This window comes from Humiphilus diazotrophicus (genome assembly GCF_059726315.1).
Genome location: NZ_AP040870.1, coordinates 6,584,881 through 6,601,960, shown reverse-complemented (window position 1 = coordinate 6,601,960; position 17,080 = coordinate 6,584,881). Strand labels below are relative to the sequence as shown.

General features: G+C 53.9%; 13 protein-coding genes. 6 read left to right on the top strand and 7 right to left on the bottom strand.

The genetic code is table 11. The features are described 5' to 3' along the window. Positions 1-18 precede the first annotated feature (18 nt). The gene (locus AC6I7T_RS26715) at positions 19-2,673 is read right to left on the bottom strand and encodes an ADOP family duplicated permease (protein ID WP_497790852.1); all 2,655 of its coding nucleotides are present in this window, start codon (positions 2,671-2,673) and stop codon (positions 19-21) included. 24 nt (positions 2,674-2,697) lie between these two features. Continuing rightward, positions 2,698-3,027 (bottom strand): PadR family transcriptional regulator, encoded by a 330-nt coding sequence (locus AC6I7T_RS26710; protein WP_497790850.1) that lies wholly within the window; start codon positions 3,025-3,027, stop codon positions 2,698-2,700. A 428-nt stretch (positions 3,028-3,455) separates the two neighbouring features. Here AC6I7T_RS26710 and AC6I7T_RS26705 point away from each other — a divergent pair, with 428 nt between their 5' ends. After that, positions 3,456-4,688: an IS110 family RNA-guided transposase gene (locus AC6I7T_RS26705; RefSeq protein ID WP_497789221.1), complete on the top strand. Its 1,233-nt coding sequence runs from the start codon at positions 3,456-3,458 to the stop codon at positions 4,686-4,688. A 539-nt stretch (positions 4,689-5,227) separates the two neighbouring features. Here the strand turns inward: AC6I7T_RS26705 and AC6I7T_RS26700 are convergent. Further along, the gene (locus tag AC6I7T_RS26700) at positions 5,228-5,827 is read right to left on the bottom strand and encodes an NUDIX domain-containing protein (protein WP_497790849.1); all 600 of its coding nucleotides are present in this window, start codon (positions 5,825-5,827) and stop codon (positions 5,228-5,230) included. After that, positions 5,828-6,220 carry a DUF4406 domain-containing protein gene (locus AC6I7T_RS26695; protein WP_497790848.1) on the bottom strand — a complete coding sequence of 131 codons (393 nt, stop codon included), beginning with the start codon at positions 6,218-6,220 and terminating at the stop codon, positions 5,828-5,830. A 96-nt stretch (positions 6,221-6,316) separates the two neighbouring features. On the opposite strand from AC6I7T_RS26695, the gene AC6I7T_RS26690 reads away from it, so the two are divergent. Both AC6I7T_RS26690 and AC6I7T_RS26685 read left to right on the top strand, forming a co-directional pair. Next, on the top strand, positions 6,317-7,084 hold the full coding sequence (locus tag AC6I7T_RS26690; protein WP_497790847.1) for a DeoR/GlpR family DNA-binding transcription regulator: 768 nt from the start codon (positions 6,317-6,319) through the stop codon (positions 7,082-7,084). A gap of 488 nt (positions 7,085-7,572) precedes the next feature. Continuing rightward, on the top strand, positions 7,573-9,669 hold the full coding sequence (locus AC6I7T_RS26685) for a putative bifunctional diguanylate cyclase/phosphodiesterase (protein WP_497790846.1): 2,097 nt from the start codon (positions 7,573-7,575) through the stop codon (positions 9,667-9,669). Positions 9,670-9,859: 190 nt separating this feature from the next. On the opposite strand, the gene AC6I7T_RS26680 is transcribed toward AC6I7T_RS26685, so the two are convergent. After that, on the bottom strand, positions 9,860-10,360 hold the full coding sequence (locus AC6I7T_RS26680) for a GNAT family N-acetyltransferase (protein ID WP_497790845.1): 501 nt from the start codon (positions 10,358-10,360) through the stop codon (positions 9,860-9,862). Positions 10,361-10,525: 165 nt separating this feature from the next. Here AC6I7T_RS26680 and AC6I7T_RS26675 point away from each other — a divergent pair, with 165 nt between their 5' ends. Continuing rightward, positions 10,526-11,332: a GNAT family N-acetyltransferase gene (locus AC6I7T_RS26675; protein ID WP_497790844.1), complete on the top strand. Its 807-nt coding sequence runs from the start codon at positions 10,526-10,528 to the stop codon at positions 11,330-11,332. A gap of 435 nt (positions 11,333-11,767) precedes the next feature. Here AC6I7T_RS26675 and AC6I7T_RS26670 read toward each other — a convergent pair whose 3' ends face one another. Together AC6I7T_RS26670 and AC6I7T_RS26665 are read right to left on the bottom strand one after the other, a co-directional pair. Continuing rightward, positions 11,768-12,250 carry an aminoacyl-tRNA deacylase gene (locus AC6I7T_RS26670; RefSeq protein WP_497790843.1) on the bottom strand — a complete coding sequence of 161 codons (483 nt, stop codon included), beginning with the start codon at positions 12,248-12,250 and terminating at the stop codon, positions 11,768-11,770. A 109-nt stretch (positions 12,251-12,359) separates the two neighbouring features. Further along, positions 12,360-12,845: an adenosine-specific kinase gene (locus AC6I7T_RS26665; RefSeq protein ID WP_497790842.1), complete on the bottom strand. Its 486-nt coding sequence runs from the start codon at positions 12,843-12,845 to the stop codon at positions 12,360-12,362. Positions 12,846-13,221: 376 nt separating this feature from the next. On the opposite strand from AC6I7T_RS26665, the gene AC6I7T_RS26660 reads away from it, so the two are divergent. Together AC6I7T_RS26660 and AC6I7T_RS26655 are read left to right on the top strand one after the other, a co-directional pair. Continuing rightward, positions 13,222-13,761, top strand: coding sequence for a hypothetical protein (locus AC6I7T_RS26660; RefSeq protein WP_497790841.1), 540 nt, complete (start codon positions 13,222-13,224; stop codon positions 13,759-13,761). Between the two features lie 418 nt (positions 13,762-14,179). Continuing rightward, positions 14,180-16,876, top strand: a complete 2,697-nt coding sequence (locus tag AC6I7T_RS26655) for a bifunctional YncE family protein/alkaline phosphatase family protein (RefSeq protein WP_497790840.1) — start codon at positions 14,180-14,182, stop codon at positions 16,874-16,876. Positions 16,877-17,080 lie beyond the last annotated feature (204 nt).

Here is a 17,080-nt window from a genome sequence, read left to right as displayed (position 1 = left end):
GGAAATGCTCTAGACGTTTTATTCAGACCGAAGAATCTCTGCGGGATCGAGCCGCAGAGCCCGCACAACAACCGGCTGTATCGCAAGGAGAGCAATGCCGAGCATCGCCAGGATCGGCATTGCAATCGCAGAGAATTCAGATACCTTTACCTGGTAGAGGAGTGATTCGATGTAACGTGCCGAGCCGATGCCTGCTGCCGATCCCGCAAGGGTCCCCAGCAATACAATGCGCAGAACCTCGAACGTGATGAGGCGAGTAACGTGATTGCGATCCGCGCCCAGAGCCATTCGAATTCCAAGCTCATGCCGCCGCTGCAACATGGAATAATTCAACACCCCATACATTCCAATGCCAGCCAGCAACAACGCAATACCCGCAAAGAAGAGCCCAAGTACCGCCAGCAACCGCTCTCGAACGGTCTGCACATCGAGCAATTCCTGTTGAGTCTCTGCGTTGCTTACGCGAAAGCCTGCTCCGGATTGCGACACCTTCCGGCGGAGTTCGGTCGCCAGCGCAAGCGGCTTATCCCCTTTGGTCCGAACAACGAAGGTTCCGCTATATTGCGGTTGTACGATGGCTTTGTCATCGGTCTCGCGAAAGGGCACAAATGCAACAGGCAAGATCGCCTCACGAACACGCCGATAGGGAGCATCGGCGACAACTCCCACCACCTGACACCGCTGGCGCGAACCTTCAAAGCTAACTTTCTCGAAGGTCATCCCGATTGGATTCGACGTCTTGAGGAACTGCTTAACAAATGTCTCATTAACAATGGCAGATCCGGGAAAGGTGTCATTCTGCCTGAAGCCTCTTCCAGACAGTAACTGCATTTTCATGGTTCCAAGCCACTCGGGAGAGATAGAGAGAAAGTAACCCCATTCCGTGCTGGGAGCACCGCCCTCGACTGAAATCGAACCAGACCACCCGCCTGACGACACCAGAGGCCAACTGGACACAGACGCATCCTGCACGCCGGGTTCGTTGCGCAAAATCTCCGCCATCTGTCCCCAGGCCTCCGGTGTGCGTCCATGCGGAGCCTCTGTTTCAAGAAGCAGTAACCGTGCAGGTTCAAAGCCCAGAGGTCTATCCGATAAGCGATGAAATGTAGTAACGAAGAGCCCACCGACAAACACCACCACAAAGCAGAAGGATACCTGGACTGCTACCATCGCATGCATCATGCGCCTTCGCGCGTGTGGATCGTCGCCTCCTTTGAGCGCATTGACGGGCTTAACCTGTGATGCCCGCAGAGCCGGTGTCAGGCCAAACAAGAGCATCACGATCACACTCAGAGCCAGACCAAAACCAAGCACTCTCCAGTCCGCCGGCATGTTGAAGCGGGCAGGATAATCCGGAGTGCCGATCATTTTCGTGACCCAAGGCGCGGACCACCCTGCAAACACGGCTCCCAGCAACGCCGCCGCCAGAGCGAGCAACATGCTTTCAACCAGCACCAGTTGCACCAGGCGCCACCGGCCAGCGCCAATGGACACACGTAGAGCCATCTCGCGCGCTCGCGACGCTGCCAGCGCCGTCATGAGATTGGCTACATTGAGACAGGCAATGAGCAGTACAAGTCCGACCAAGATAGCCAGCCAGATCAGTGCTTGACGATAGTCCTTCTGCATCACGGAGACGCCAGCGTTCGCCGGTTCGAGGAATAGCTTTTGCTTGGCAACAATGTCGAAGAACTGCTTCGGTGCTCCGCTGAACCCTTTAAACCTCGCGGTCTCGAAGTTACGATTGATGGCTTCCAGTTTTGCTCGCAACGTTTCGGTTGCCACTCCCGAGGGAACGATGGCAAGGACTCGGTGCCAATTAGCATCGGGACGGGTAACCCAGCGGTGCATCATTGTGGGCAGGAATATTTCCGTTACAATGCCCGGTTCTGTTCCGGTAAACGGCTTTGGTCCCACGCCGACGATCTCAAAAGACTGAGCTCCAAGACGAAATGTTTGTCCAATCACTTTCGGATCTCGCCCAAACCGCCGCGTCCAGTAGTCATAAGAGAGCACAGCATAGGGATGAGCTCCAGGGATTCGGTCATCGGCTTCCGTCAAGAGTCTCCCTAACGAAGGTTGCAGCCCGAAACTGCCGAACATCGACCCGGAAACGTACTGGATATAGGCCTTCTCCATGTCGTCGTCCGAGGTATAAGTCAGATCCATGCGGTTGGTGTATGACGCGGCAATCAACTCTGCATCGCTCTTGGCGGCATCTCGCATCAGCGCGAAATCCGGATAGGCCAAACTATCGAAGTGGAGCACTTTGCCGTCCGAATCTACCGCTGTTCGAGATATGACGAAGAGTCGCCCGGAAGTTGCGATGGGCAGCGGACGTAACAGCAGTGCGTCAATGAGGCGGAAGGCGGAAACGCAGGCTCCCATTGCCAAGGCAAGAGAGATCACTGCAACGGTAGAGGTCGCACGATTACGTCGAAGCTGCCGCAATCCGAAAATCACATCGGCGCGGAGGTCGTCCAACCATCCCGATACGCGGAATTGGCGGCTCGCCTCGCGTTGCCGCAGCATGGAACCGAAAGCTCGGCGCGCTTCCTCGGGATCGCGTCCTTCGGCAATGGCCTCGGCGATATGCGACTCGAACTCCTCATCCAATTCGCTATTCAGCTTATTTCCACGAAAGGTATTTGTAAGCCTTCGCCACCATGCCATCGCAACACCTCATGTTTAAGAACCCTAGGCTTCCAGAAGCACGCGATTAATTGCCGAACTCACAACCTGCCAACGCGTCTCTTCGGCAGCGAGTTGCTTTTTACCGGCTACAGTCAACCGATACGCCCGTGTCCTTCGTCCGTTTTCCTTGGTGACCCATTCGGCCCGAATCCACCCGGCCTCCTCCATGCGGTGTAAAGCAGGATAGAGCGAACCCTCTTCCGCATTCAGCACCTCTCCAGAAATCTGCCGGATGGCCGTCATGATGGCGTAACCATGCAACTCAGGCCGGCGTGAGAGGATCTTCAACACCAGCAGATCAAGTGAACCTTGCAATGCATCGGGCTTCTTCATACTAAGACAGCTAATTATTAAGACAGCTTAGTATTCGATGTCAAGGAGAAACTACAATGAAGATTCCGAAGTTTACGAATTTTCCCTGAAGAGCCCTGGACTTTCTACATTTCTCGCGAGGGATATCAATAAAACAACGAAACATAACAGCAATTTCGGTCGTTGCCGCCATTGGTCAGGCTTTGTGTCAGTCCCGCACCGGTGATTCCGACCCACGATGGATGAAACGAGAGCCAGCAGCGTATAGAGTGGAATTGCGCAGAGGCACAGAGGTCGTCAATTCCCTGGTGCAGAACAGCCCGTGTGTCAGTCGGACCCGGAACCCTAGAGCACCCCGTATTGTCGCCTAAAGTGTTGCACCAGACCTTAGAGCACGCTTATTAGAGTTTCTAACAACGGGGTTCCAAGCCAAGCGCAGAGGAGTGACGATGGAAGTTCTCTACTCGCATTGTGCTGGACTGGATGTGCATAAAGAGACGGTGGTGGCCTGCGTTCGCCATATGAGCCAAGGCAAGGTTAAGACCATAGTCCGCACTTTCAAGACGATCACGCAGGAGTTGATGGCGTTATCGGATTGGCTAGCCGGGGAAGGTGTTACGCATATCGCCATGGAGGCGACTGGGGTCTATTGGAAGCCGGTCTGGCACATACTGGCCGATGGCGAGTTTCAATTGACACTGGCCAATGCGGCACAGGTGAAAAATGTGCCCGGTCGCAAGACCGACGTCAACGATGCGATGTGGTTGGCCGATCTGATAGCGCACGGTCTGATCAAAGCCAGCTTTGTTCCCGATGAACCAACCCAACAAATGCGCGACCTGCTACGCACGCGTAAGCAGATCGTACGGGAGCGAGCTGGTCACATCCAGCGCATCCAAAAGACGCTGGAAGACGCCAACATCAAGCTAGATAGCGTAGTGACAGACATTGTGGGGCTCAGCGGCCGACGCATTTTGGAAGCGCTCATCGCCGGTCAAACCGCACCACAAGCTTTGGCGGCGTTAGCTCACTGGCGCATTCACGCTTCGGCAGAGGAGTTGGAGGCGTCGCTACGCGGTCGGCTTACCCGGCATCACCGCTTTCTGCTCAAACTACATCTGGATCAGATCGATGCCTTGACGGCTAGCATCGCCAGCCTCGACGAGGAGGTGAACACTAACGTGGAACCCTTTCGCGCCGCCGTCGAACTGCTGAACTCTATTCCCGGCTTTAGTCCCCTCGCGGCTCAGGTGCTGGTCTCTGAGATCGGCATCGATATGACTCGCTTTGAGACCTCCGGTCACTTGATCTCGTGGGCAGGACTATGTCCCCGCAACGACCAAAGCGCTGGTAAACGCCGTTCTACGCGCTTGAAGAAAGGGGCACCCTGGCTGAAAACGACTCTGGTGCAGTGCGCCTGGGCAGCCAGCCGCACCAAAGGAAGTTATTTCCAGGCCCAGTACCACCGTTTGCGAGCACGACGGGGTTCGAAAAAAGCCGTCTGTGCGGTAGCTGCTTCTTTACTCACTACCGCCTATCACATGCTCAAGAATGGCACCGTCTATCAGGACCTAGGTGCTGACCATTTCGATCCTCACAATAAACAAAGACACGCCTTGCGTTTACTCAAGCGGCTCGAAAATCTCGGCTTCGCTGTCCAGATTCAACCCATCCTCGCTTGAATATACAAGAGATGTTTCTTATTAGGGATGGCCTTCAGGCCATCCGAAAACAGTCTTCGTTAAGAGAGAAGAAACATTTTCGGTAACCTATGCAACGGGAAGAACAATGGCATTAAAGCTATACCAGTTTGAGCGTTTTGGTCATTACTTCGACGAGGGAAGATCCTCTCAAACAGTATCTTGCAACTATTCGGCATGCTCAATTTCCCGCTGCATTCGTTACCGAGAATGTCTATCCATTATTAAGAGAATTTCCGCGCCTGGACTGAAGTTCAGCCCTGACACACGACCCACGCCGCTTCGCTTTTGGCGATTCTGGTTATGTTCAAAGATTTCCTGCAATTCTAGGTCGGTAAATGTAGAAACTCCAGGGCTCTTCCCTGAAGAGCTGTCAGCAGCTACATTTTGAAGGATGAAAACGGCAAGTGCCCGCAAGGTAGTAGTCGTATCGAAAGGCAGAAACGGTTACCGCAACTTTCACGTTTGCCCGTTTGGTCGCGCTAGTGACGCTCCTCAGAACGGCGACCTCTCGATTGCGACTACTGCTGCGATTCAGGAGGAAAGAGATTCAGCTTTGCATATTGCAGAAGCATGATGGTCTTGCCGTCCTGAATCTCTCCGCTTGCGATTTTTTTGAGAGCCTCATCCAGACCGATTTCGAGAGTTTCGATATCCTCTCCCTCATGATGCAGGCCGCCGCCATCTTTGGATTTCGCTGCCTCGTCATATTCAGCGACAAAGAAATAGAGCTTCTCCGTCACCGATCCGGGACTCATAAAGGCTTCGAAGACCTTCTTCACATCATGAACAACGTAACCGGTCTCCTCCCTCGTCTCCTTGCGAATGGCCTCTGCCGGAGAATGACTGTCGAGAAGGCCTGCGGGAGTCTCAATCAGAAGATCGTTACAGCCATTCACAAAGGCCGGATAACGAAACTGCCTGGTCAAAATAACTGTCTTCTTGGCGAGGTTGTAAAGAAGAATCGTCGCACCGTTCCCGCGATCGTACGTCTCTCGAGACTGGCGTTGCCAGGTGCCGTCGTTTCGCAGGAAGTCGAAGGTTGTTTTCTTGAGGAGATACCAATCATCCGATAACACCTCAGTCGAATGGACACGAATACGCTCTGCGATCTCTGGCATTTAGACCTCACAACTTTGAGAAACAAGAACAGGAATATCCTCAACCCGGTAGTAGACTGGCAATCCACGCTCACGCGCAAAGCGGACATCCTCGTCCGCTCCCGCCGACTCGCCCGGGACGCGCAACACCGCATCGCAACGCTCCAGAAGGCGTCTTGCAGCCGGGTAAAGATACCTCTCCGAAATTGCATCGGTCAGAGAGGTAGAGCCTTCCTCCCGGATAAGCGGTAGCGAGACCCACTCGCCAATCATAGGAATATGTCCAGCGTTGTAAACAGGCAGAGAATAAGCTTCAAGCCTCTCAAGATTTTCAGCTATCAGGAGAGGATTGTTGTTAGTACCGGAGCGGAAAGGCCCGGCAATCAGGATCAATAGAGGTTTCGTGGGGAACATTCAGCCTCCTGAGAAGAAAATACCAAAACGTGCATCTATGTGCAAGTTCGTGTATTTTCGTGCAAATGTTCCGGCAGATGTGCGATAGTAAAAAGCGTGCTGACAAGTCAACGCAAACAACACATTCTCGACGTCCTCCGGCAAACAGGACAGGTTGTGGCCAAGGAGTTGAGCCAGGAGCTGGGGCTCTCAGAAGACACCATTCGCCGGGACTTGCGCGAACTGGCCGCCGAGGGCCTGCTACAACGGGTTCACGGCGGAGCACTGCCCGCCTCTCCTGCAATGGGCGACTTCGCCTCTCGGCTCAATGTAGCCACGGACGAGAAGAAGATGATTGGACGAGCCGCAGCCGCAATGGTCCAGCCTTCACAGGTCGTCATTCTCGACGGCGGCACTACTGCGGTTCAGATTGCGAGGAGCTTCCCCCCGGAACTCAAGGCCACGGTTGTAACGCACAGCCCGACGATTGCCGTCGAACTCGTTGAACATCGAAATATCGAAGTGATCACGATTGGGGGCAGGCTCTTCAAGCACTCGGTCGTGGCGGTCGGAGCACCTGCCATTGAAGGCATTCGACGCATTCACGCAGATATATATTTCATGGGAGTAACGGGAATCCATCCGGAGACCGGGCTTACTACCGGAGACTTCGAAGAAGCGCACATCAAGAAAGCTCTAAGCGAGAGCGCGGCAGAGACAATCGTGCTTGCTTCCCCAGAAAAAATTAATGCCGTTTCGCCATACGTAATCGCACCTGTTTCAGAAATTACGGGGATGATTGTTGCCGCCAGTACCAGGCAAAAGACTCTTGCACCTTTCGCCCGGCTGGGCATCACCATCACAAAAGCTAATTCGCCAGAGTAATCACGACATGAACATTACTCTGTGACGATATATCTTTGGCTCAAAACGGCACAGTATAAGTTGCATTTAATGTAAGCGCGATCTTGAAGAGGAAAACCGGAGAGGGCAACAGTGGGTAGAGCCCTGCCCGGGTTCTTGAAAAGATTCTGTGTAACAGGGCTTGGGTGACCGTCTTTCCTGCTGTTTTCACTATCTACAGCCGTGATGCTAAACTAGCCCACGCTAGCAAATCTGCTAGTGGAAACCGCTCTTTCCGGAAACCGAAGCGCTTCCGGGCCACTGCACAATAGTAATGACCCTTCCGTGTCATTTGCCCATTGTGATAACCAGATATGACCAGTCCGTGGGAGGCGTGGCTCAAGAATGTAACCAGATATGGTTACCTAATGGACAAACTTTTCGATCACAATCCAGAGATTCTGCGGATTAGTTCCATTTATGCACGTATTCACATTTGAAATGTATCCTGGACACCCCATTTTTGAAGAATGCAACTACAAACGCCGATAAAATTAGCAAGACGAGTTCTGCATCGCTCCCATGCAGAAACCGGCATCGGGGCTACTGTGAAATATCGCGCATTTAGATTTCTTACTACGGACCGCGGCAAGATCGCGGCACTGATTACCGGCATCATCTTTCTTGCCATCGTTGGCATCGGCATGAATCAGTCTGTCTCGGCACGCATGCTTCGCACCGACGCAGAATCCACTGCATCGGACTGGGCTACAACCTTGCCACTCGTTGTCCACGACATTCCTGAAATCATCAACGGCAAACCTGCCTCCGAAAATACTCGGCGGATTCTTGAGCAGGCCGTGCTTGTGGGCGATGTCTACAAGCTCCGCATATGGGATCGTACAGGCCACGAGGTATTCTTCTTTGGAAGGATGCCTCCCAGGACTCCCAAAACTATGGCTGAGCGCTGCGGAGTGAAAGGCGCGCAAGCAGTCCTGAATGGAGAGACCTGTACTACTCTTGACCGTGGCGAGCTTCCATATAACCCGAGACATTATGCGTGCTCCTATATTCCCGTTCGCAAGAATGGCGCTGTTATCGGGATCATGGAAATCTACCTGGACCAGACCGCGCACCGGGTTATCTATGAGAAGTCCTTCCTCTTTGTCGAATTCATCATTGCGATTGCAGTCTTGTTAGCCGGTGGCGTCCCTGCTGCCTATGTCTATCGCAAGATGCTGGCCCATCGCGCCGCTCAAGAAGAGGCGCAGTTCCTTGCCGAGCATGACACGCTGACCGGAGTAGCCAATCGCAAACGCATCAACGAAATTGCCAAGGCAGCACTGGCACTGAGCAAACGCACGGAAACGCAGGTAGCCGTGCTCATGCTCGATCTCGATCACTTCAAAGATATCAACGACGGTTACGGACATGCCGCCGGAGATGAGCTGCTGAAGAAATTCGCGCGGCGGATTTCCTCGACAATCCGTGAAGAAGATACTGTTGCCCGTCTAGGGGGAGACGAGTTCGTTATCCTGCAGGTAGGAGCCCATCAACCAGCCGGAGCAAAGGCCTTAGCCGACCGCCTGCTCGCCGCCTTTGCCGAGCCTTACGAAATTTGTGGAATGCAGATTACCTGCGGATCGAGCATCGGTGTGGCCGTCGCGCCCGAGGACGCAACGGAATGGGAGCGACTGCTCTCCGCCGCCGATGCCGCGCTCTACAAAGCAAAGGCTGCGGGCCGTAAGACCGCTTGCTATTTCCATCCGGGAATGGAAGCGACCATTCGCGACAGACGCCGCATGGAGATCGATCTGTTGCGGGCTCTGGAAACTGAGACTTTTCGCCTGGCCTATCAACCTATCTTCAGTTTTCGCGATGGAACAATCCTGGGCTTCGAAGCGCTTATCCGCTGGCCCGAAGGCCAGCCGCAACGGCCTCCGGAAGAATTTATTCCTGTTGCAGAAGAGTCCGGATTGATGCCTCGAATCGGCGCCTGGGTTCTCAAGACGGCCTGCCAAACAGCTGCGGACTGGCAGAATCCGCTGAAGATTTCAGTCAATCTCTCGCCTGTTCAGTTCCGCCAGAGCGATATTGTCGAAACTGTCAAAGAAGCTCTGAACAGCTCCGGCCTGCGCCCCGAGCGCCTGGAACTGGAGATTACCGAGAGCCTCTGGATCGAGAATACGGATGCTGTGCTCGATCAGCTCGACCGTCTGAAAGAACTGGGTGTCTCCATTGCCCTCGACGATTTTGGGACCGGATACTCCAGCTTGAAGTATCTGTGGAAGTTCCCCTTTGACCGGGTAAAGATCGACCGCTCATTTGTAGAAGAGATGGAAGTCGATCCCAAGGCAGCAGCGATCGTGAACACGATTGTGGCACTGGGAAGAACTCTCGACCTGACCGTAACCGCCGAGGGTGTCGAAACACTGACACAAGCCCAGATCCTCAGCGAATCGGGTTGCGATCATGCTCAAGGCTTCCTGCTCGGACGTCCGCTATCGGCCTCCTCAGCCACGGCACTGCTCAACGGAGAACGCATCTTCGGAGTAAAGGGCTCGTCATCCGGGAAGGCAGACCATGACATCCATAACGACAGCAACAACCCGGTCGTCTCGAATTGAGTTGCTGCGGAACATCGCGATACCCGGTAGTCGAACATAGCTGAACTTTAAAGTATCGCTTGAAAGTATCACTCGGCTACCGATACTGACGTCTCAGCGCCTTCCACCTCTACGCTGCTCAACTTCGCTTCGCAGCGTGGAGGTGGGGCGTCCGGATAGCAGCTGCACTTCGCATCCTCGCGAAGCCGAATCAAAGTCCCACGGAGAAGGCCGCATGATGCTCCACCTTGCCTGGAGGCACCTGCTCTTTCAGCGGGAGGCAGAGAAAGAATTGTTCCGGAACACCATGGAAGGTCAGTGCCGGATTATGAGTGAAGCCGAAGCGCTTGTAGTATGCGGGATCTCCGACCAGCACGCAGCCTTTAGCACCTAAGGCGCGAATTGCGCGCAGCCCTTCCTTGACCAGACGAGAGCCGATTCCCTTCCGCTGCATCTCCGGCAATACGGCAAGAGGCCCCAATGCATACCAATTCAGATACTGCCCATCGATCGTGACAGGCGAGAAGGCAATATGCCCTACCACCTCTCCTTCGAATTCAGCTACGAGAGAAACCGTCAATGCTCCGTCGGCTCTCAAGGCCTCGACGATCAAATGCTCAGTGTGCTCACTGTAGGGATGATCGGCAAAGGCTACAACATTAATTTTACGAATGGCCTTGTAATCACACTCAGCTTCCGGCCGAACGATCATGGAACTGCCTTTCTATCAGAAGAAGAAGGAACAATAAATTTGCAGATCATATTACGCGAATACGCAACCACATTCAGTGATGTGGCCTCTCCCGCATCTCTTTCAGATTTCGAAATAAACCTGCATCATTGCTTCCCAGATTGCATCCAGACATAATGGAAACCAATGACTCTCTCCGATATCACGTTGTCGAAGCGCCTGGAGCGCGCAGAAGGGTATGCTTGCGTTCAGTTTACTGAGGCGAGGCACCGTCTCTATCCCGATAGCAGAGCCGACTGGATGGAATGTGCCGGCGCATATGCGGCCTTCGACGGTGTAGACTCACCCATCACGCAAACCTTTGGCCTCGGACTCTTCGAAGAGCTAAATAGCGCATCGCTGGATGCCCTGGAGCGATTCTTCATGGACCGTGGCGCTCCGGTGTATCACGAAGTAAGTCCCTTTGCCGGAATCTCGACAACCGATCTTCTCTGCTCCCGCCAGTACCGTCCCGTTGAAATAAGCAACGTTCTATACATGTCTGCCGAGCAGGTTCCGGTTGCACGTCTTAGCGGAGTTACGGTTCGAAGCACAGCTCAGGACGAAGCACGGCGGTGGAGCGAAGTAAGCGCTCGGGGCTGGGGACACGAGCATCCTGAGTTGCAGAGTTTTCTCCTCGACTTCGGAATCATATCGGCAGCACGGGAACACAGCATAAGCTTTCTGGCAGAGCTTGACGGAAAGCCCGGTGCCGCGGGAGTCCTCAGCATTCACGACGGCGTGGCATTGCTTGGCGGCTCCGCAACAGTTCCAGAGCTGCGCGGGCGAGGCTTGCAGACAGCATTGCTTCAAGCTCGCATCCGCTATGCTCACGACCACGGATGCGATCTTCTCATGATGGTGGCCGAACCGGGCAGCGCTTCGCAGCGGAATGCGGAACGGCAGGGATTCCGCATCGCCTACACCCGAACAAAATGGAAGCTGTCCAACTGATTTGCTCTCCCCAGACGATTCGCCCAGCGGGGCGAATCGAATCTACATTTCCGAGATAGCTAGCAGAGAAGATCTCTGCAACAATCGAGGCTTCAATAGGTCATGAGAGTTTGCCTCCGTCACGCAAAGGGCGTCCCGGTAGGATGCCAATACAATTGCCCAGGTGGAGTACCGCCGGACTCCAGGCCGGCTGTCGTGTTGGGCGTCCTCGCCCACACAGGCGATGCAACATTGAACAAGGAAATGTCTTGGGAATACTCCATCTTCCCAGGTGGAGGGCCTGGAGACCCTCCACTACAGCCGGCCTGGAGTCCGGCGGTACAAAAAGCTGAAGTCATGACCTGATACTTTTGGGTTCCAAATGTAATTGGCATAGGACGAGTAGAAGTCCGCTCACCCTATGCCAACCGTAGTACTCCAGCCACATCCGGCCTTTTATGCAACTTCTGCGGTACGCCTTGCGGCGAAACGCAATATCTTGGGCCTGACCAATCTCTCGTAATCGGCAAACGACATCCGGATCAGTTCGCGATGCGACCCCGCATTGAACGCGATGTCCTTATCCTTCGTCAGACTGTCATCGACAAAAACATCGAAGCCATAGAGATTTCCGAAGGGTGGCATCGCTCCGGTCTCGCACTGTGGGAACTTATCTTTAAACTCTTCTTCCATGGCGAGAGCAACAGACCTTGCATTGATGGTCTTCTTGAGCAACATCAAATCCACATGGAACACGGCTGGAAGAACCGTCATCACCAGGTCACCATCGAGCTTGACCATGACGGTCTTTGCCAGTTCCCTGCCTGGGATGTGAACTAATCCCGCTATGCCCTGCGCCGTATAGGCAAGAGAGTGGGAGATGATGACATACTTGATATTCTGATCGTCGAGATACTCCGTCAAACTTGCGAGTGCCATAGCTACCTCCTCCTTGCGCCGCATTTCTCGTACGTGATCGAAATGGGCGTTATCACCGTGAGCGCACGCGCCAGCCACACCTCACCTTTATCGATCTTCGAACTCAGCGCTATCGCTTGTAGCCGATCTTGCGGAGCAGATCGTGACGCCAGGCTATATCGGATTCTCCCTCGACACCCTTGGGAGAACTTCCGTCGATCACACCCAGTACGCCTCTTCCCTGCTCACTTTTCGCTACTACGACCTCGACAGGATTAGCCGTCGCGCAAAAAATCGAACACACCTCCGGAACACTGCGGATTGCGTTCAACAGATTAATGGGATACGCGTTCCGAATCATCAGAACGAAAACATGTCCAGCAGCCAGCGCCTGAGCATTACGAATAGCGGCTTCTATCAGAGCCTCGTCATTTCCCTCTTTGCGGACAAGACACTCTCCTGAAGCCTCATTGAATGCCAAGCCGAATTTGGCCAATGGTGCTGTCGTCACTACCGCTTCGTAGATGTCCTCCACTGTCTTGATGAAGTGCGATTGGCCAAGCACGATGTTGGCTTCCTCGGGAATCTCCATACGAACTGACAGAAACTCGAGCATGCCCCCTCCTCTGCTTCCGGGGCTCCCATTATGCACCTTTCCCGCCTGACAGCCGAGTTCTTTCCTCAACTTCTCAAACCTGCCGGACAGCTAAAAACACACAAAATCACCTTCTGCTGTGATCTTCAGGAACAAAGCTTCTGGATTCAGCAATATTCAGTGGGATCGATAACTATCTCCATGCCGGCCACTTACCAATGTCCCTGTTATCGACCTAAGAAGAAAAGAACGGCCACCCTCTACAGCCTCTTTGATCGCCAGACGAAAACCAAATGCTCTAGGACACAATATTTGTGAAAACGGATAGAATGCTGCCACTCAATAGATCCGACTTGCATTGAAGCTGTATTCGACTCCCTCATAAGAAAGGCTCTTGATGAATAGAAAGGAATTCTTCAAAACTTGTGCCGGAGCATTCTGTTCGTGCGCCGCTGCAGAGGCATTCGTTCCGGTAAAGGCACTTGCCGCTGAAACAAAACCTCAGGAAGACTGGCAGCAGGCCTTCGTGAAGGAGCGCTACGCCAAGCTGATCGGCATCCTCTCCGACAAGTGCAGCCCCGAAGAGCTTTCCGAAATCCTGCGTCAGCTGGGCTCGTACTGCGCCAGCCGTTTGCCGCTACTACAGGAATATCGCGGCAAGATCGACGAGTTTATTCCTGAATTCAAGAGGAGGGCGGGAGAAGAGGTCTCCTACGACCGCGAAAAAGGAGTCATTACAGTAATTGGCAAGGAGCGCCCCGAGTGCTACTGTCCTTTGGTCGATACCAAGACAACCTCGCCCAAAGTCTGTGACTGCTCCCTCGGATGGCAGCAGTATGCCTACGAAAACCTGCTGGGCAAAAAGGTTAAAGTAACGCTCAAAGAATCGGTACTGCGCGGGGGTAAGCGATGCGTCTTTGAAGTCCACGTTGTGTAACGGAGCACGGAATCCCCGGCTCCAGACAGGGGATTCCGCTCAAACTTCCGGCTGCGCCAATTGTTGCAGGAATATGAAAGCATTGCTTGTACAACTTTCTTCGCGAGGGAATGCTCTTATTCAAAGGTTATCAACCATCAACAAAGAAACAATTGGTCCAACCTGGTAAATTCTGCGCCATCTTTGACTGGAGCTTTTCCCTCCAATATGTAGACTAGGACACAGAAGCTTACGCAGCTTTCCGTTAAAGACCGGGGTCCCCGGTAAACCTATTTTGGTTTGCTGGGGTGGAAAGGAAGCTGCTCCTCTCTATCGTCGGCAAGCCTATACCTATGCGGGAAATGCTCTAGAATTCGTATAAACGATTTGTCCACCCCAAAATGCCGTGGACGCATCATTCTGCTGCCTTCAGGATGCTATGAATCTTTCTCGTACCTTGCTCTTGCTGCTTTGCGCCTCCGTCCCGCTCACAACCATTCACGGGTTAGCTCAAACAGGCATCACGGCGGTTCTGCCCAACGGACGGACCATCAAGCCTACAGGGAATTGGGTTCCGGTTGCGCCTTATCCCTTCGCCCTGGCAATACGAGGAGATGGCCGTCAGGTCGCCATTCCTTCTGTCGGCTTCCCTTTTGCGCTGAACATCATCGATCAGCCCGGAGAGGCAAATCCTGCCGTACAACAAAAGCCTGCGGGACGGGAAAATGACGCGGCCATCGAAGTGCATGCCGGGCTTGCCTATTCGCCCGACGGCTCTCTTCTTTATGTAGCAACCGGAGATTCCGGAAAGATTCGTGCCTATCGCACCAGCGATTGGAAGCCTGCGGGAGAGGTCTCTCTAGATGGCCCCATCGCCGATTTTGCGTCGAAGCAAGCAACAAAGACCTTCAAAGCAAGTTTTGCGGCAACCCTCACCGTCTCCGCAGACGGAAAAACTCTTTATGCCTTGGACCAGGGCAACTGGCGCGTTGTGATTGTAGATGCCGTGAAGATGGAGCGCCTTGCCTCTATTCCCAGCGGCCGCTTCCCTTACGAACTGGCACTCTCTCCCGATGGCCAGAGGCTTTATGTAACCAACACAGGTCTCTTCGAATACACATTGATTCCCGGAGCCGATGTAAAAGATCCCCTCGGTACAGGCCTTCACTTTCCGCCTTCCGGATATCCTTCCGTGCAAGCTCGCAACGGGGCTTTAGTTGAAGGGAAAAAGATACCCGGCCTCGGAGATGAAAACTCGCTCAAGGGCAGTTCGGTTTGGACCTATGACGTACATGACCGCGAGCATCCTATACTGAGCGCACGTCTGCGTCTGGGGCACCACATCGGCGAATCGCGTGAGGACGCCATTGGCGGAGCCGCTCCTACCGGAGTTGCAGCCTCGCAGGATGCTGTCTACGTGACACTGGCGCATCAGGACTCAGTAGTAAAAGTCAGCGCCGATGGAAGCCGGATTCTGGGCGAAGCAAAGCTGACTCCCTTCGCCGGAAAGCGCTTTGAAGACCGGCTCGGACGTCCCTTGCGTGGTGTGATGCCAAGCGGCATTTTCGTGCACGGCACCAGAGTCTACGTCGCAGAGTCGGGCATCAACGCTGCGGCCATTATCGACGGCGTGTCTATGAAGGTTCTTTCGCATCTCCCCGTGGGCTGGAATCCTTCGGCCCTTGGGCTCTCACCCGATGGGCGGTTGCTCTATGTCGTAAACTCAAAGGGCAAAGGAACGGGCCCGAATGCCGGAGCAGGACACGATCCCAAGGCTCCCAGCTACATTGGCTCTCTGGAACTGGGGAGCCTGAGCATCATCACCTTGAAGGATCTGCCTGCCGACGCGGTATCGATCAAAACTGTCATAGATACAAATTCCGCTGCCATTACCGGGCAATCGTCGGCACCTAAGCTGAAGCACTGCTTTCTCATCATTCGCGAAAACCGCACTTATGACGAGGTACTCGGCGATGTAGCCGGAGCCAATGGCGATCCCTCTCTGGCCCGCTATGGAATGGATGGCTGGGTGGAGAACGACAAGTCCGCCACACACCTGAAGGTCACTCCAAATCTACATGCCCTGGCTGCGAAGTTTGCCATCAGCGATAACTTCTATGTCGATTCGGAAGTTTCAGCCGACGGACACCGTTGGATTATGGGAATCCGGCCTACGCCCTTCTTCAATACCGCAGTAACCTCGGGTTATGGCGGCAGAAGACAATCCTTCCCCGGCGCCGAGGAGCCCGGACGGAGGACTATGTTCGGCGGTTCCGACGCCCCGATGCCTGAAGACGAGCCTCAATTCGGCTCACTCTGGGAACACATTGCCTTCAGCGGAAAGGGCGTTCTCAATTACGGAGAAGGACTGGAGATTGAAGGCAACAACGAGATGGACGGAGCCGAGCCCGAAGGCCAGCGCCTCTTCATGAATTCGCCCTTGCCCAAGCCCGTCTTTGAAGCTACGGACCGGCATTACCCAACCTTCAATCTCGGTATCCCCGATCAGGTTCGCGTAGCTGAATTCGAACGCGACTTCCGTCGCCGGTTAGTTGCCGGAACTGTGCCCGGACTTATCGCTATCCGGCTGCCTAACGATCACACTACCAGTCCACGGCCTGACGATGGTTATCCGTACTCGACCTCCTATGTCGCCGATAACGATCTGGCTACGGGGCGTATTATTCAGTTCCTCTCCACGACTTCGATATGGAAGGACTCGGCTGTCTTTGTGACGGAAGATGATGCCCAGGGAGGCGTCGATCACGTTGACGCGCATCGCAGCATCCTGCTGGTTGCGAGTCCATGGGTTAAGGAAGGAACCGTTTCACACACGCATATCGACATGGGATCGATCACCCGAACCATCGATCAGCTGCTCGGCATCGGCTTTATGAATCTGGAAGATGCCCTGGCAGGAGATATTGGCGGAGTCTTCCTCCCGCAACCTCGTACAGCAGCTTTTAAGGCAGTCGATGCCGATCCTCGACTCTTTGTCCCGGAGAAGGCCCGCAGCGCAAGACCAAAAACCAAGAAAGAAGCAGCCGCTCTACGCGACATGGACAACGCCGAAGAGATCCGTAAGGAGTTGGAAAAGTCCAAAGATCATCTGCGTAAGAAGAAGGATAACGACTAGTGTAGTGAGTCATTAATCCATCACATATTTTCGAGAGCCGGATTGATTGTTTTCTCTGTACCCAGCAACTCCGTATATGCGACGAATTAATGACTCATGACACTAGCTAAAAGCTTGCGTGAGGGAAGATCTACGGGTGTAGATCCCATCTATTCTCTGATAGTTTGTACATATTTCTCCCGTTAGGGAGCATGCGAGCATAGC

Excerpts from the sequence above, each read along its gene's own strand:
- AC6I7T_RS26715 (WP_497790852.1), bottom strand. The coding sequence starts at position 2,673 with ATGGCATGGTGGCGAAGGCTTACAAATACCTTTCGTGGAAATAAGCTG.
- AC6I7T_RS26710 (WP_497790850.1), bottom strand. The coding sequence starts at position 3,027 with ATGAAGAAGCCCGATGCATTGCAAGGTTCACTTGATCTGCTGGTGTTG.
- AC6I7T_RS26705 (WP_497789221.1), top strand. The coding sequence starts at position 3,456 with ATGGAAGTTCTCTACTCGCATTGTGCTGGACTGGATGTGCATAAAGAG.
- AC6I7T_RS26700 (WP_497790849.1), bottom strand. The coding sequence starts at position 5,827 with ATGCCAGAGATCGCAGAGCGTATTCGTGTCCATTCGACTGAGGTGTTA.
- AC6I7T_RS26695 (WP_497790848.1), bottom strand. The coding sequence starts at position 6,220 with ATGTTCCCCACGAAACCTCTATTGATCCTGATTGCCGGGCCTTTCCGC.
- AC6I7T_RS26685 (WP_497790846.1), top strand. The coding sequence starts at position 7,573 with ATGCAACTACAAACGCCGATAAAATTAGCAAGACGAGTTCTGCATCGC.
- AC6I7T_RS26680 (WP_497790845.1), bottom strand. The coding sequence starts at position 10,360 with ATGATCGTTCGGCCGGAAGCTGAGTGTGATTACAAGGCCATTCGTAAA.
- AC6I7T_RS26675 (WP_497790844.1), top strand. The coding sequence starts at position 10,526 with ATGACTCTCTCCGATATCACGTTGTCGAAGCGCCTGGAGCGCGCAGAA.
- AC6I7T_RS26670 (WP_497790843.1), bottom strand. The coding sequence starts at position 12,250 with ATGGCACTCGCAAGTTTGACGGAGTATCTCGACGATCAGAATATCAAG.
- AC6I7T_RS26665 (WP_497790842.1), bottom strand. The coding sequence starts at position 12,845 with ATGCTCGAGTTTCTGTCAGTTCGTATGGAGATTCCCGAGGAAGCCAAC.
- AC6I7T_RS26660 (WP_497790841.1), top strand. The coding sequence starts at position 13,222 with ATGAATAGAAAGGAATTCTTCAAAACTTGTGCCGGAGCATTCTGTTCG.
- AC6I7T_RS26655 (WP_497790840.1), top strand. The coding sequence starts at position 14,180 with ATGAATCTTTCTCGTACCTTGCTCTTGCTGCTTTGCGCCTCCGTCCCG.